General features: G+C 41.9%; 10 protein-coding genes. 9 read left to right on the top strand and 1 reads right to left on the bottom strand.

The window, feature by feature from the left end; genetic code table 11:
• Nucleotides 1-3 precede the first annotated feature (3 nt).
• The gene (locus tag NW213_RS08530; RefSeq protein WP_154043931.1) at nt 4-264 is read right to left on the bottom strand and encodes an OadG family protein; all 261 of its coding nucleotides are present in this window, start codon (nt 262-264) and stop codon (nt 4-6) included.
• A 336-nt stretch (nt 265-600) separates the two neighbouring features.
• Here NW213_RS08530 and NW213_RS08535 point away from each other — a divergent pair, with 336 nt between their 5' ends.
• The 9 genes from NW213_RS08535 (at nt 601) to NW213_RS08575 (ending at nt 16,502) form a co-directional block, all read left to right on the top strand.
• Entirely contained in the window at nt 601-1,977 is a 1,377-nt protein-coding gene (locus NW213_RS08535; protein ID WP_258322486.1) for a TolC family protein, read from the top strand.
• Between the two features lie 17 nt (nt 1,978-1,994).
• A complete protein-coding gene (locus NW213_RS08540) occupies nt 1,995-3,254 on the top strand; it encodes an efflux RND transporter periplasmic adaptor subunit (protein WP_154043933.1) in 1,260 nt (419 codons plus the stop codon).
• Between the two features lie 22 nt (nt 3,255-3,276).
• Nucleotides 3,277-3,957 carry an ABC transporter ATP-binding protein gene (locus tag NW213_RS08545; RefSeq protein ID WP_154043934.1) on the top strand — a complete coding sequence of 227 codons (681 nt, stop codon included), beginning with the start codon at nt 3,277-3,279 and terminating at the stop codon, nt 3,955-3,957.
• An 80-nt stretch (nt 3,958-4,037) separates the two neighbouring features.
• Nucleotides 4,038-6,389, top strand: a complete 2,352-nt coding sequence (locus NW213_RS08550; protein WP_258322487.1) for an ABC transporter permease — start codon at nt 4,038-4,040, stop codon at nt 6,387-6,389.
• Between the two features lie 41 nt (nt 6,390-6,430).
• A complete protein-coding gene (locus tag NW213_RS08555; RefSeq protein WP_258322488.1) occupies nt 6,431-8,815 on the top strand; it encodes an ABC transporter permease in 2,385 nt (794 codons plus the stop codon).
• A gap of 123 nt (nt 8,816-8,938) precedes the next feature.
• Complete coding sequence (locus tag NW213_RS08560) at nt 8,939-11,275, top strand: ABC transporter permease (RefSeq protein ID WP_258322489.1); 2,337 nt, start codon at nt 8,939-8,941, stop codon at nt 11,273-11,275.
• 141 nt (nt 11,276-11,416) lie between these two features.
• Nucleotides 11,417-13,756: an ABC transporter permease gene (locus tag NW213_RS08565; protein ID WP_258322490.1), complete on the top strand. Its 2,340-nt coding sequence runs from the start codon at nt 11,417-11,419 to the stop codon at nt 13,754-13,756.
• Nucleotides 13,757-13,896: 140 nt separating this feature from the next.
• The gene (locus NW213_RS08570; RefSeq protein WP_258322491.1) at nt 13,897-15,258 is read left to right on the top strand and encodes a sigma-54 dependent transcriptional regulator; all 1,362 of its coding nucleotides are present in this window, start codon (nt 13,897-13,899) and stop codon (nt 15,256-15,258) included.
• On the top strand, nt 15,255-16,502 hold the full coding sequence (locus NW213_RS08575) for a PAS domain-containing sensor histidine kinase (RefSeq protein WP_258322492.1): 1,248 nt from the start codon (nt 15,255-15,257) through the stop codon (nt 16,500-16,502). The genes NW213_RS08570 and NW213_RS08575 overlap by 4 nt, the downstream gene beginning before the upstream one ends.
• The last annotated feature ends 16 nt before the right edge of the window (nt 16,503-16,518 follow it).

The raw sequence follows: 16,518 nt of genomic DNA on the forward strand, positions 1-16,518 counted from the left end.
TAATCAATTCAACTTCTCAATTTTCATTACCTTGCCCTTACCACCTGTAAGTTTTTCCACCGCAATGTTAATAGCCTTCACGGAATCCTCTTCCAATGAAACGGTTGCTACTGCAGGCTTACGTTTGACTTCCTCTTCAGGTGGAGCAAATTTGTTAACCGCCTTAATCAGAAGAGTACTAAGCCAGATAATAATGAGAAGGATTACGAATACCGTGCACATACCTACGAGCATCAGCATCAGACCTGTTCCAATATTTTCCATATATATCTAATTTTAATGTATTACCGACACCATTTAAAGCCATGCCGCTTAAAAGGCGCCCCAATATACCAATTAAATATATTGCATTGATACAAAAAACTTTAAAATTATCAACATTCACAACTTTGAAATACATTTTACATATTTAATCAAAATAAAATCCAAATATTGTCATTCATACATTATATTTTACACCTCAGTGTAATCCATCTTTACACTACTGTAAAGAAACCTTACAGTTGCCACAACAGACATTTTTATCAACTATCACAATATCAACGAATTACATTTTTGGCACGGTTATGGCATTATAGTTAGTGTAAAAACAACCGTAAAATGAAAAAAATATTTATACCCATAATTCTAATTTTGGCAGGAACGCAATGCATGGCTTACGGAAGCGACACAACATCCGCTGCCGATTCCTTACGTACAATGACACTGCGCGACTGTATGGAATATGCAATAGAATATTCCACCAAAAATGAAATACAAAAACTTGACAATGCCGATGCGCGTACTGAGAGACGTGACGCAATTCTAAAAACATTCACCCCGTCCGTTTCGGCAGGAACATACGCCTACAGTAATTTCGGACGTGCCGTGGACCCTGAGACAAACACCTATACCAATACCACATCTTTCAATAACGGTTACTCACTGAGCGCAAGCATCACACTGTTCAACGGATTTTCCGCCATCAACAATATCAGAATTTCGCAGACAGCCGTAAAGATGGGAATCTCACAGGAAGACAAGCTGCGCGACGAACTGTGTCTGGCAGTTATGGAAGCCTACTTCAATGTACTGTTCCATACCGAAATGACTGAAGTTCTCCGCAAACAAGTGGAAAACTCGAAAGCCAGCTTGCTACTGATGCAGAAACAATATGAAACGGGACAGAAAAGCCGACCTGACGTGGCACAGATGGAGGCCGACCTTGCCGACAGGGAATATCAGCTGGAGACATCATTCAACAACAGCCAGGATGCACTGCTCACACTGAAATCCGTAATGATGTGGCCTGTGGAGGAAGAACTCAGGATAGACCGCACGATGATAGACGAAAAATATTCGGCACTGGTGGAAGAAGAAGACCGGGCGGACGAAATAATGGATTACGCGGTCAGCTCACAGCCATCAGCACTCATAGCCAAAGGCACGATGGACAAAGCCAAATTCGCACTGAACACGGCAAAATGGCAGTTTCTTCCAAGTCTGTCGCTTAGTGGTGGATGGTCAACCAGTTACTACAGCTATCCGGGAAACGACTCTTACAATGTACCGTCATTCAATTCGCAGTGGAAAAACAACTCCGGCGAATACATTCAGTTGAGCCTGTCCTTTCCTATCTATGACAGACTTTCAAAATTTTCAAACCTTTCGAAAAAGAAAAACGAGTACCGACGCGCCGAAGCACAATACCGACAGACAGTACACGACATAAAATCCGAAGTACAGCGTGCAATACAGGACAAGACTGGTGCCCGCAAGTCGCTTGTACTTGCCATGAAACGTTCAAAGGCACAGGAAGCTACCTATCTGCTGCACGAAAAGAAAATGCGTCAGGGCATGGTATCCCCTATCGACTATCAGACCATCACAAATTCCTTCCTGAACTCGCAGGCGGAAGAGCTGAACGCACTGCTGCAATATTATCTGAAACGCAGCGTAGTGAAATATTATAAAGGAATAAGTTACATAGAACAATAAAAAAAGTATAACATATCATGGACAGAGCAATAGAAAAGAAAAAAGGAATGGCACTGGTGTTCAGCAAAAAAGCCTTGCCTTACTGGGGTGGCGGACTGCTGTTGTGCCTTATAGGATACATCCTGATAAGAGACAATGTAAGCACACTGAGAGTGAATGCGGAAACCTTATCAATAAACAAGGTTATGAAAGGCGAATTCAACGACTACATCCGTATCTCAGGTCAGGTACAGCCGATGACAACCATCCAGCTTAGTCCCCTTGAAACAGGAGTAGTGAAAGAGATATTCATGGAAGAAGGTTCGCACGTGAAAGCCGGCGACAAAATCCTGCGTCTTACAAACGAAAACCTTGATATGCAGATATTGAACTCGGAAGCCGACCTTGCAGAAAAGGAAAATATCCTCCGCAATACAATGATTTCGATGGAACAGCAACGTCTGAGCGTAAATCAGGAAATGCTGCAACTGGAAATGGAAGTAAGACGCTATCGCAGAACATACGAATCGCAAAAATCTCTTTACGCCGAAGACCTGATAGCCAAAGAGGACTATCTGAAAGCCGAAGAAGACTATCAGTTGGCAAAGGACAAACTGGAACTCGTAAAGGAACGTTCCATACAGGACAGCCTTTACCGCAGCGTACAGGTGGAACAGATGCAGGAAAGTCTGAGCAATATGCGAATCAATATGCAGATGATACGCAAGAGAAAAGACAACCTTGTGATTACTGCCCCTATAGATGGCGAACTGGGGTTGCTTGATGTTGTTCTCGGTCAGTCTGTACCGTCGGGCAGCAAAGTTGGACAGATAAATACCCTTGACAGCTACAAGATTGAAGCACAGATAGACGAACACTACATCGACCGTGTTACTTCCGGTCTGGAAGCCGATTTCGAAAGACAGGACGAATCGTTCCATGCCGTCATACGCAAGGTCTATCCTGAAGTACGCGACGGAAAGTTCAAAGCCGACTTCAAATTCAGCGGAGCACAGCCTGAGAATATCCGTACAGGTCAGACATACTATCTGAACCTTCAGTTGGGACAACCGGAAGAAGCCATTATGATTCCTCGCGGCACATTCTACCAGAAGACAGGCGGACGATGGATTTACGTGATTACCGAGGACGGTTCGAAAGCTTATAAAAGAGAAATACGTATAGGTCGTCAGAACCCGCAGTATTACGAAGTGCTTGAAGGTCTGCAACCGGGAGAAAAGGTCATCACATCTGGATATGACAATTTCGGTGACAATGACTGTCTGGTGTTGAATTAACAAACTTAAAAACTCAAACAATATGATTAAAGTAACTAACCTCAGCAAAGTTTTCCGTACAGAAGAAATTGAAACTACAGCATTGAACGAAGTGTCTTTCGAAATAAACGAAGGTGAATTTGTAGCTATCATGGGGCCGTCAGGATGCGGCAAGTCAACATTGTTGAACATCCTCGGTCTGCTGGACAATCCTACAGGAGGCAGCTATGAACTGTTGGGACAGGAAGTGGCAAACCTGAAAGAACGCGAACGTACAAAATTCCGCAAAGGTAACCTTGGTTTTGTGTTCCAGAGCTTCAACCTGATAGACGAACTGAATGTGTTTGAAAATGTGGAACTGCCTCTGAAATACCTCAACATCGGTGCGGCAGAACGCAAACAGCGTGTTACGGAGATTCTGAAAAGAATGAACATCAGCCACCGTTCACACCACTTCCCACAGCAGTTGTCCGGTGGTCAGCAGCAGCGTGTGGCAATAGCCCGTGCCGTAGTATCAAACCCTAAGCTGGTACTTGCCGACGAACCTACCGGTAACCTCGACTCAAAGAACGGTAAGGAGGTAATGGATCTGCTTACAGAACTGAACTCTGAAGGCACAACTATAGTAATGGTGACACACTCACAGAAAGACGCTTCAGTAGCACAAAGAATCATCAACCTCTTCGACGGACGTATTGTGGGTGATGTAAGAAATGAATTGTAAATGCAAGTCTGATAGTTTCAAGTTTTAGAGTTTGTTGAGAACAAACTCTAAAACTTGAAAACTCAAAAACTCAAGATGATATGAATGAATATAAGACATACTTTAAGTTCCTGAGCCGAAACAAGGTTTTCACGTTGGTAAATCTTGCAGGACTGAGCATCTCGCTCATGTTCATACTGCTGATATCGAACATGGTATTCAGGCAACTTACTGTAGATAAAGATATGAAGGATGCCGACAGGACGTATATAATGGCAAGCGAAGAAGATGCATCTGGACATTACAATTTAGGAGACAAACTGAAAAGCCGCTATCCCGAAATTGAGGAATGGTGTGCCATTTCCGGATGTGTTGAATATCCGGTAATGTCTGAAGATAAACAGATGACTTTGTATGTAGGTATGGCAAAGAAAAACTTCTTCAGCTTCTTCGGTTTTCCTCTTCTGTATGGAAATCCTGATGATGTATTGATTTCGAATGACAATGCTGTCATAAGCCAGTCGGCAGCTATAAAGATGTTCGGAACCACTGATTGTATAGGCAAAACTTTCAAGACTATACAGCCAATGGCAACAAACGAATACAAAGTTGCAGGTATCATGAAGGATATGGACAACTCTGTTATTCCTCATGAATGGGAAATAATTTTACCATTCGAAAATATAAAATACTATAATTATGGTTCTGCAATAGAAAATACACACATGAGTAATTCAGGTGGGGCAAATCTATTCTTCCGTCTATTACCGAACACAGATCTTAACACCAAGGCTAACGATATAGTTTCATACCTCAAAACATTTTACTGGATATACGAAGGCGGAACATACAAAACTGTAAAATTCATTCCTGTCCGTGAGTTTTATTTTTCAGACATACAGTCTTCAATAGGCTTGAAACAGTACAATTATAAGGTTGTTGTGACCTTTATAATAATAGGAGTACTCGTCCTGCTTATGGCTATATTCAATTACGTGAGCATGAGTGTGGCACAGACCAGCTACAGGGCAAAGGAAATGGCGACAAGACGTATCTTAGGCTCTTCACGGAAAGATATTTTCTGGCGAATGATACTTGAGTCGTTTATACTTACAGCAGCATCTTTCATTATATCCTTCATACTTGCACTGGCAGTGGAACCATACGCCATGGATTTGCTTAAAGTTAAACTTGATATACTGGGCGACGTATCATATATTACAGTAATATCATACATACTGTTGGTTGCGGTTCTGGCATTCGCTTCGGGCATCGTGCCGGCATCAATATTGTCAGGATATAATCCTATGGATGTGGTAAAGGGAACGTTCCGACGCAAGACCAAACTGGTGTATTTCCGCGGACTGAATATATTCCAAAGCTGTCTTACTATAGCATTGCTGACTTGTTCTTTCTATTTCAGCATGCAGATATACAGAATACTCAATGCTCCGCTTGGTTATGAATATGGCAGTATAATAGACTATCCGGTCATGGCGGGCAATGAGCAGATGAGACAGTTCCGCAGCGAGGCACTGAAACTGCCTTTCGTAAAAAGAGTTTCTTTCGCTTGCGGAACACCAAACGATGGAGGAAACAACAATATGAACTATTTCAACAGTGCCGACACACTGAAATGTATGAGTTTTCAGACATTCATTGCTGATTCATCATTCTTGCAGATGTTTAACATAAAGATTACTGAAGACCGCGGCCTTGGGAACACCGACGAAAGTTATTTTGTCAGCGAAAATGCCATGAAAGATTTGCTTTCAATCGGTCAGGGTCCTGATTATTACATCAACAGATATGGATATAAATGCAATATTCTCGGCCAATTCAAGGACTTCAAGATACGCTCATTGATGGGTGAAGTTCATCCTCTTCAGATGAGAATTCTTCCGGTAGAAAAGGTTTCACCGTGGAATGTTCTGGTAGAAACCACATCGGCGAATGAGGAGTACAAACGACAGCTCGATGACCTGTTTTACGAAATAATAGGCGGAATACCTTTCGACTCAAAATGGTATCATGACGAAGTGCTCAATACATACGACAATATAACACGTCTGAACAAGACTATCGTCATTTTCACATTTGCGGCACTCATCATATCATTACTGGGACTTACAGCCATGAGCCTCTACTTCGTATCACAACGCAAGCGCGACATCTCCATACGTAAGGTTTTCGGTTCAAATTCATGGATGGAACAATGCAACCTGATGAAGTTCTCAATGAAATCACTGCTCATAAGTCTGGTTATAGCTGTTCCGCTCATCTATTTTGGAATACGTCAGATAGATAAGTTTGTGGAATACGATCCTCACTTCCAGTGGTGGATACCGGTAACTGCTTTTGTCTTGGTGGTTGTCATTTCGTTAGGTTCCGTCTGGCTTATCAGCCTGAAAACCACATCGGACAATCCGGTGAATAATCTTAAAAGCGAATAATAAAGAACTTGATTGTAGTATCTATATAACTTTTAAAAGCAATGAGAAACATTATCAGACTATTCAAAGGTGCAGGAATACTTAACCTGTTAGGTATGACAGTTGCCTTTGCGGCAATATACATTATAATGGTCCAGGTGAATTACGACTGGAACTACAACAGCAAAATCAAGGACTTGGACCGTATATTCGTTATGACACATAAGGACTGGTACGAAGAAGGCAAATATAGCGTAAATCTCAGTCGTCCGATTGCAGAATCCATATTAAAGCAGTCATCGATAGTAGAGTCTTATACGGTAATCCAACCACACGGGAATTCTTCTGTGCAAATAAAGAAAGGCGATGAAACGAGAAAAGTAGAAATGAATATCACAGAAGCTACAAGTAAAGTTTTCAGTCTTTTTGGATTTGAAGCTATAGCCGGTACATTCGATGGAATGAACAAAGAAAAAACTGTAGCCATAAGCGAGAAGACCGCTAAAAAATTCAATTTAAAACCTGGTGATATTATCTGGATTGATACTTTTACTAAGCTGAATGAGCAAAGAACAGTTACTGCCATATATAAAGGGATGCCAATCAATTCATTGTTCGGCAATATAGATTTGATTTATTGTGACATGCTTGAAACTGAAAACATTGAAAACTACAGTGAATGGTCATACAAGTATTATGTAAAACTCAATAGTTCCGAAAGCATAGAAGACTATAATAACAGCATAAACAAAATAGCTAAAAGCGTATTTCAAAAATTAATAGACGAAAATACCTCAGAACAATCAACTGAAGAATATACAGACAAATATGCAATAAAGCTATTCCCTCTTCATGGCCTTCAGTTCAACGATATAGTATCAAATAATCCTACATCATATCAATGCAACAAAACAACAACTGTAACTCTATTCGTCGTTTCAATCCTTATTCTGGTTATAACCCTAATCAACTATCTTAACTTTTTCATGGCACAAATACCGGTAAAGTTGAGGTCTGTAAATACCAAGAAAATCTTAGGAAGTTCCAGATTGTCTTTAGTTACCGGATTTATAGTCGAATCGGCAATACTTGTAATAGTATCCTTGCTATTGGCATATATTATTATAAAAGTTATAGGAAATTCTACATATGCAGAATTGATAAGTTGCCCGTTGAATATAGAGGAGAATGCGAACATTGCTGTTTTAACATTATTCGTGGCCTTGATAATGACAATTTCGGCAAGTATGTATCCTGCAATGTATATAACCTCGTTTTCTCCGGCAATGGCTATAAAAAGTACAATGGGAACTGCACGTAAGGGAAAATCTTTCAGATACATTCTTGTAAGTTTCCAGTTTACTATATCCATTATCTTCATAATGTGTGCCGCTTTCATAAAGATACAGTACGACTATATGATGAATTATGACATGGGATTCGATAAGGAATTTCTTTATACCGTAAAGGTCCCGGCAAACTGGAACAACCATGATTTATTCACGTCTGAACTTCAGAATAACATATCCATAAAAGAAGTGGCATGGGGAGATTCTCCTTTAGTCAGTGCTTTCAGAATGGGATGGGGACGCGACTTTAACGGTAAGGAAGTTTACTTCACATGTTATCCTGTATCTTATAACTTTCTGAAGTTTATGGGTATAAACATTTCTGAAGGACGCGATTTCACGGAGTCTGACGAAAAAAGCGATAAAGGTATCTTCATATTCAACAAAAAAGCGAAAGAAGATTTTGGACTGACTCTCGAAAGTAAAATTCATGGACATAAAGGAGAAACAGACATAGCAGGTTTTTGCGATGACTTCAAGTTCATGCCTTTACATTATAAGGTAGAACCTTTTGCTTTTTACGTGTTTGGAAAGAATCCATGGAGAGTACCAGCCCATCTTTATATAAGAAGTAATAAGGGAGCTACATACAGTGAAGTACAGGAAGCTGTAAGAAAAGTAACTGCAAAAATAGTTCCGGATTTCAACACCGAAGAAATAAACCTGAAGTTCTTCGACGAGGAACTTGGAACACAATACCGTAAGGAACAGAAACTAATCAGCCTTATAACGCTGTTCACCATACTTGCAGTAATCATATCACTGATGGGAATAATCGGTCTGCTTATGTTCGAAACCAAGTTCCGCAGAAAGGAAATCGGCCTAAGAAGAGTTCACGGTGCAAGCATACGCGAGATACTGGAGATGTTCAACCGCAAGTTCTTCTACATACTGCTTATAAGCTTCCTGATAGCTGCACCTGTGGGATATATTGTAATGGATTATTACTATAGCACATTTGCCTACCGCTCTCCGTTGCACTGGTGGGTATTCCTGCTGGCATTCGTCATGGTAGCAATAATTACCGTTGGAGTTGTCACACTGTGCAGTTACAAGGCAGCTTCGGAAAATCCGGCTGAAACACTGAAAAATGAATAAAAGAGATGACGAGGCTTCTTTTCAGGTGACAAGGCTCCAGTTACAAGGAAACAAGGTTCTCCATCCGGATAAGACCTTGTCAACTCGTCAACTTGTCAACTCGTAACTTAAAAACTAAAAAATATGCTCAAGTTCAACAACATATTGAAAATATTGTCTCTAGGAATAGGCCTTGCCATAGGATGTATTCTCATAGCCAAGGTATGCTTTGAGTCGTCATACGACAATTTCTACAAAGGCCTTGACCGAATATATCTCATCAAGGCAATGTATTCACTGAGGGGCGAAACTGACGAAAACAGTCAGGTAAGTGGTGGAGTAGCTCCCGGATTCAAGAAATATGTACCGGGAGTGGAAAGCGCCACACGCACCACCTTCCTTTTCGAAAGCAACAAATTCTATACGGAAGACAAGGCTCTTGTAACCGGTACGCTGGTTCTGGCGGATACCGCATTCTTCGATGTCTTTGACCGCAAGATACTGGCAGGAAACCCGAAGGAAGTACTGGCTCAGAGATTCAACATTATGGTAAGCCGTTCGTTTGCCGAAAAGATGGGAGGCATTGACAAGGCAGTAGGAAGAATTATTTACAACGAAGAGGCGCCCAAACTAAAATTCACTATAGGAGGAGTATATGAAGATTTCCCGGAAAACGGAAGTCTGTATTACGACATTCTGCTTTCAATGGAAACTTATCCTAAGGAAAGTACTGACAATTGGCTTGGAAATGACCGGTACAAAGGATACGTAAAACTTGAAGAAGGTGTTACACCCGAATCCATCGATCCAGCCATACGCAAAATGATGGACAAGAACCTGCCTATGGAGGAACTGAAAAACAGCGGATACAAGATATGGTGCGTACTCAGTCCGTTCCATAAGCTTCATACATCCGAACCGTACGTAAGGAATCTTATAATCATCCTTTCAGTAGTTTCGTTTGTACTGGTTCTGATATCACTAATGAACTATATGCTTATATCCATATCGGAAATGGTGAAACGCTCGAAGGAGATAGGTATCCACAAATGCTATGGCGCAGAAGGAACAAACATATACGGTATGCTGATTAAAGAGACATCAGTATATCTGTTCTTCTCACTGCTTCTGGCATTCTTGATGATATTGGGATTCAGACAGACAATAGAATATCTGCTTGGAGTCAGTCTGGAGACTCTTTTCATAAAAGAGACGATGATTGTACTATGCGGAGTGATACTGGTGTTGTTTCTGGTTTCGGCTTTGCTTCCGGGATATCTTTACAACAAGATTCCGGTAAGCGTGGCGTTCATGAACTACAAGGAGAACAAAAGGAAATGGAAACTATGTCTGCTGTTCATCCAATTTATAATAAACGTGTTCCTTCTGAGTTTTGTTTTCATCATTGCCGCTCAGTACGACAAGGCTCTGAATGATGATCCGGGATATAATTACGACAACGTGTTATACTATAATGTCAGAGGAGTAGATAAAGTACAGGCATCGAGAAGCGTTGAAGTAATATCATCCATTCCAGATGTGGTTGACGTGGAGAGGGCATACACTCTTCCATTCGACTATTGCTCGGGAAACAATGTCTATCTCCCCGGGAGTGACAGCGAACTTTTCAACATAGCCGACCAATATGCCGGTACAGAAGGGTTCTTCGAGTTCTTTGACATTCCAATAATTGAAGGACGTGTGCCTGCCGCAGAAAACGAGATTGCCGTCAGCCGCAGCTTCGTGGAAAAGATGAAAGAGTTTACAGACTGGAACGACGGCCCTATAGGAAAAGGTATTTATCTGACCGAGCATTCAGACTCTTCGGCAATGAACCTTGGAACTCTGACAATTTCGGGAGTTTACGAGGACTACCGTATCGGACTGTTGAACAGAATGGACAAACGTCCGAGCGTACGCTTTACTGGCAAGGCTGATAATGAATATATGCCGTACATACTTATAAAGGTAAAGGACATCAATCCTGAGACAATAAACAGAATTCAGAACAAACTGAGTGAAGTGATTACCGAAAAGGATATGGAAGTTTTCTCATACGAACAGGTAATGAACAGTATGTATGACGACAACAAGAAGATGAAGAATACCATCCTTGCCGGAAGTATATTCTCCATAGCGATAGCCTTCCTAGGACTCGTGGGATACGTCCGCGATGAAGCACAACGAAGAAGCAAGGAGATTGCCATACGCAAGATAAACGGAGCCACCACGGCAGAAATCCTTTCGCTTTTCGTGGCCGGCATAATGAAATGGCTCGTTGTTGCCTTTATCATAGGCGATGCACTGGCATATTATGTGGCAGGACTCTGGCTGGAACAGTTTGCCGAGAAAGTCAGTCTATCATTGCTATATTTCATTGCAGCAGACCTGATAGTGGCTATAATAGTAGTAGCTACTGTGGTAATCTGCAGCCTGAAAATATCGAATGCCAATCCGGTATTGTCACTTAAAAATGAATAAAAGAGACGAGCCTCTTTTTAAAGTTGACAAGGCTCCAGTTACAAGTGAACAAGGTTCTCCATCCGGACGGCAACCTTGTCAACTCGTCAACTTGTCAACTCGTAACTTAAAAACTTAAAAACTCAAGAACTCAAATTTAATATGCAAGCACTGAGAAACATAAAATATACGTTGAGGAAATACTTCGTTCCAATGCTTATGAGCCTTGTCGGTCTGATTCTGGCATTCAGCGCCTTTATGCTCATATCCGTGCAGCTGGACTTCGAAAAGGGATTCGACAGATTCCATCCTGACGCCGGGAACATCTACAGGGTGGATCTTTCGGACAACAATACCATTTTCCGCTCGATACTTCCTCCGGGGTTTTCGGACGAGGTGATACGCTCTTCAAGCCATATCGTAGCGGGAACTGTGGTATGTCCTTTCCTTGGCGAGGTATATATCACTACTATGAAAGACGGAGTTTCCAGCGGATTCATAGAAACCGCCAATGTGGTGAGTGAAGACTTTTTCAAGGTATTCGGAATAAAGATTGTAGAAGGTGATCCCGCAACACTGTCGAAGAACGAGCAGCTTGCCATTCCGCAAAGTACGGCACGCAAAATTTTCGGCAACGAATCCCCCATAGGTAAACAGGTGAAGATTAAGTCCGGTAGCGGATTTCTGCGTTCCGACAAATGGACTGTAGGTGCCGTTTACGAGGACTTGCCTGCAAACTCACAGATACGGAACGAGATATACATGAAGATTCCGGATTTCTTCCTTCAGAACTTCGGAGCAAGCAACTTTGTATGCTATCTCCGTCTTGACGACAGCGAGAATGTTTCTCTGGTGGAAGATGAATTCAACAGCAAGTTCGAGTTTGATAAATACCGTGGTCTCACCCCTATTTATCTCACACCGCTGGTTGACGTATATTTTCAGGAAGAGAAGTCGGACGGACGTGTGTTCCGGAGCGGAAGTCTCACACAATACAATGTACTGACCATTATCTCATTCCTCATAATCATTGTAGGCCTACTGAATTTTACAAATTTCTATACCTCGCTCATTCCGTCAAGACTGAAAACCATCAACACCAGGATAATACTTGGCGAGGACACCCGTACGATACGTATGGAGATAATTCAGGAAACTGTCCTGCTGTCGCTCATAGCATTTGTCGGAGCAGTGATTGCAGTAGTTTTCCTCTCTCCTGCTGTCACGGAAATGGGAATCGTAAACACAGTGTTCTGCTTTGAGAAGAATTCTTCCATTGTAATCATAACACTGCTTCTGGCACTGTCCGGAGGAATACTTTCGGGAATATATCCTGCATTCTTCGCCACATCATATACCGGAGAACTTGCTATGAGAGGCAACTTCAACCTCAGTTCTTCGGGAATGAAAATCAAGAAAACCCTTCTGTGCGTGCAGTATGCCATTTCGTGCTCATTGATTCTGTTCATAGCGGCAATCTATCTGCAGAACAGGATGATGCTTCAGTTCGACCCTAAGTTTGACAAGGATCGCATAGCCATTGTAGGACTGACAAGCGATATAGTAAAGAACAAAGGCGCATGGATAAAGGAAGAACTTCAGAAATATCCTGAAATAGAGAATGTGGCATTCACGTCCGAAAGATTTGGAGCACAGGACACTTATTGCACTGAGGGAATAGAATATAACGGAACAGACATTCCGAGCTTCCTGATATATGTTACTCCTGATTTTCCTGAAGTGATGGGAATAAATATGACAGAAGGGAAAACATTTCCTAAAACGAGCAAAGGAGACATTATAGTAAACCGGTATATGAAGGACAATTACGGTGTGGAACTTGGAAATATACCTTCCATGGAAGCGGAGGCAATAGGTATATGCGACAATGTAAACTTCACGTCCATGCGCAAAAGCCAAAGCGCCGTATGTTTTATATCCCTACCGGCTGAAAGCGGGTACCTGTCGGATATGTTTGTGAGACTTGCTTCCGGATACGACAGAACTGTGGCGGTATCCCACATAAAGGAGATAATCAGCAAAGTGGAACCCGAATATCCTACCGAAGTATTGTTCTACGACAATGTGGCTGCCGCACAATATCAGCGTGAGAATTCTTTCGCCAACACGATGCTGTGTTTTTCAATAATAGCAATAGTATTGTCACTGGTCGGCGTCTTCTCTATGGTAATATTCGACATTCAGCATAAGAGAAAGGAAATTGCCCTCCGCAAAGTGTTCGGAGCAGACTACACCGATGTACTCTGGCTGGGAAACAAGCCGTACTTCTTTATTGTCCTGGCAGGTTTTATTATCTCGATACCCGTAGCGGTGATAGCAATAAACGAATATCTCCAGGGATTTGCAATGAAAGTAAATGTGTCATGGTGGATATTCCTGCTGGTGTTCCTGTTCATACAGGTGCTTACGGCAATACTTGTAGTTATGAGATATAATTCACTGGCACTTGAATCTCCAAACATATCATTGGAGACAGAATAAATAAAAAAATCTCTCTCTAATTAAGCCGCAGGCTACAACTGTTCGTGATGAATGGATGTGTCTGCGGATAATTTTTCAGTCAACAGGACAAAAGAAACTCCAAAACTTATATTTTTGCACATCAAACAATAAAAGCGAACATGAACAAAGCCAAAATATTAGTAGTAGATGATAATAGCGGAATAAGGGCAGCACTCCAACTGCTACTGCCTAAATACTTCAAGGAAGTAAAGGCTGTGGCATCACCAAACGTCATAAATTCACAGTTAAGAGAATTTATGCCTGACGTGATTTTGCTGGATATGAACTTCCAGTCGTCTGCCAATACCGGAAATGAGGGACTGTACTGGCTTTCGGAAATCAAAAAGACAAGCCCTACGACTGAAGTTGTACTCTTCACCGCGTATGCTGACATATCACTGGCGGTAGAGGGAATGAAACGCGGAGCGTTCGACTTCATTGTAAAACCGTGGGAAAACGAGAAACTGATTTCTGTGCTTGATGCCGCCTACAAGCACAGGGATGCAGGAACAAAAAAGAAAAGCATAAAACCTGCGATAAGCCAGGCTGCGACAATGCACTGGGGTAGCAGTCCGGAAATGAAAAATATATTCCGCACCGTAAACAAAATAGCCTCAACAGATGCAAGCATTCTTATTACGGGAGAAAACGGTACGGGAAAAGATGTGCTTGCGGCAGAAATCCATCGTCTGTCGGACAGAGGAATGAAGCCGATGGTTTGTGTGGATGCTGGAGCGATAACGGAAACACTGTTCGAAAGCGAACTGTTCGGACATGTAAAAGGAGCCTTTACGGATGCTCATACAGACCGTGTGGGAAAAATAGAACAGGCAAACGGCAGCACCCTGTTTCTTGACGAAATAGGAAATATCCCTCTTAATCTACAGGCCAAGTTGCTCAGAGTTCTTCAGAACAGAACAGTAAGCAAGGTGGGAAGTTCGCAATCGACACCTGTAGATATCCGCCTCATCTGTGCCACCAACCGCAACCTTGAGGAAATGATACGTAACGGCGAGTTCCGCGAGGACCTCTATTACCGTATCAACACCATGCATCTGCAACTTCCTCCCCTTAGAGAAAGAACTGACGAGATTATCCCTCTGGCAGAAATATTCATAAAGAGATATGCCGAGAAATATCATCGTGAGGTATCGGGCATTTCAAGTGAAGCGGAAAAAGCATTGGTTTCATGCAGATGGAACGGAAACATCCGCGAACTGCAGAACACGATAGAAAAGGCAGTAATCCTGACCGACGGTACGGAGCTTCAGCTTTCGGACTTCTGTCTGCCTGACAGACAACACAGCTATGAGATACAACCGCAAGCATCAGCTTCAGGAGAAGAGACACTGGAGGAAGTGGAAGAAAGAACCATACGCGCCGCTATGGAAAGATATAACGGCAATCTTACCCACGTGGCAAAATCTTTAAACATCAGTCGCCCTACCCTATATACGAAACTGAAAAAATATAATATATGATTTCGTATGAAAATGTCATATTAATCATTATTGCTACAGCATTAATCTCTGCAATAATTTCCGGTATGTATTATGCGCGAAAGACACACCGAAAGGTTTCGTACATTCTTGACGCACTGGAAGACAAGGAGACCAACTTCCGTTTTGACGAGAAGAAAGTGCTGTATCGCAGATTCAACAAGACTCTGAACAGAATACGTCTGATATTCGAAAAGGAGAAACTGGAAATAAACGAACAGGAACGTTACTACGGTCAGATGCTGGACAGGGTAAAGACAGGTATTGTGGTAGTGGAACTGAACGAGAAATTCAGTGGAAAAGTTTCATACTGCAATTCGGCGGCACTTAATATACTTGGAGTAGCTACGCTAAGCAATATACGCCAATTGGCAAATGTGAGTCAGGAAATAGAATCATGCTTTGAAAATATTTCCGAAGTTAAGAACGAAATGCGTGTTTCCTTCTACAACGAAAAAGGACAGACCACACTTTCAGTTTCGTCATCCGAAACTTCTTTGCAGGGAAAGAATGTTAAGATTATCGTTATAAATGACATAAGCAACGAAATGTCGCGCAACGAAGAGATGTCGTGGAACAAACTTATCCGTGTGCTTACGCATGAAATAATGAACACCGTAACTCCAATAGCTTCGCTGAGCCATACACTGTCGATGGATATAACTTCATCCGAAAACAAGCCTGTAAACAGAGAAGAACTCAAATTGGGCCTTGACACAATATCTGAATCAGCCCGCGGACTGATAAAATTTGTTGACACTTACCGTTCGCTGACACGTGTTTCCGCACCTGTAAAAAAAGCTTTCTATCTGCAAGAGCTTATTGACAGGGTTACCCAACTGACACGTGAACAAATCAGTGCATCAGGAGCAACACTAAGTTACGTAGAGAAATCGGAAGACATTCTTCTTTATGCAGACGAAGACCAGATTTCGCAAGTACTGGTAAACCTGATAAGGAATGCTATCCAAGCCAAAGCCACAACCATAGATATAACTGCCGAAATAGACCTTAACGAAGCCGTTATTGTGAACATATCAAACAACGGAAATCCTATAAGCAAAGAGAATTATGAGGATATTTTCGTTCCATTTTACACAACAAAACAGGAAGGAACGGGAGTAGGATTAAGTCTTTCCCGCCAGATTATGCGTCTCCATAACGGAAGTATATCATTGGTGTGCAGCAATGAGAAGAATACAGTTTTCAAGTTACAGTTCAAATGACAAATCAATAAATCAT

This window comes from Bacteroides sp. ET336 (assembly GCF_024733815.1).
Classification (GTDB): domain Bacteria; phylum Bacteroidota; class Bacteroidia; order Bacteroidales; family Bacteroidaceae; genus Phocaeicola; species Phocaeicola cellulolyticus.

Bases quoted from the DNA above. Each gene is read 5' to 3' on its own strand.
- NW213_RS08560 (WP_258322489.1), top strand. From the start codon at position 8,939: ATGCTCAAGTTCAACAACATATTGAAAATATTGTCTCTAGGAATAGGC.
- NW213_RS08545 (WP_154043934.1), top strand. From the start codon at position 3,277: ATGATTAAAGTAACTAACCTCAGCAAAGTTTTCCGTACAGAAGAAATT.
- NW213_RS08565 (WP_258322490.1), top strand. From the start codon at position 11,417: ATGCAAGCACTGAGAAACATAAAATATACGTTGAGGAAATACTTCGTT.
- NW213_RS08555 (WP_258322488.1), top strand. From the start codon at position 6,431: ATGAGAAACATTATCAGACTATTCAAAGGTGCAGGAATACTTAACCTG.
- NW213_RS08530 (WP_154043931.1), bottom strand. From the start codon at position 264: ATGGAAAATATTGGAACAGGTCTGATGCTGATGCTCGTAGGTATGTGC.
- NW213_RS08575 (WP_258322492.1), top strand. From the start codon at position 15,255: ATGATTTCGTATGAAAATGTCATATTAATCATTATTGCTACAGCATTA.
- NW213_RS08570 (WP_258322491.1), top strand. From the start codon at position 13,897: ATGAACAAAGCCAAAATATTAGTAGTAGATGATAATAGCGGAATAAGG.
- NW213_RS08535 (WP_258322486.1), top strand. From the start codon at position 601: ATGAAAAAAATATTTATACCCATAATTCTAATTTTGGCAGGAACGCAA.
- NW213_RS08540 (WP_154043933.1), top strand. From the start codon at position 1,995: ATGGACAGAGCAATAGAAAAGAAAAAAGGAATGGCACTGGTGTTCAGC.
- NW213_RS08550 (WP_258322487.1), top strand. From the start codon at position 4,038: ATGAATGAATATAAGACATACTTTAAGTTCCTGAGCCGAAACAAGGTT.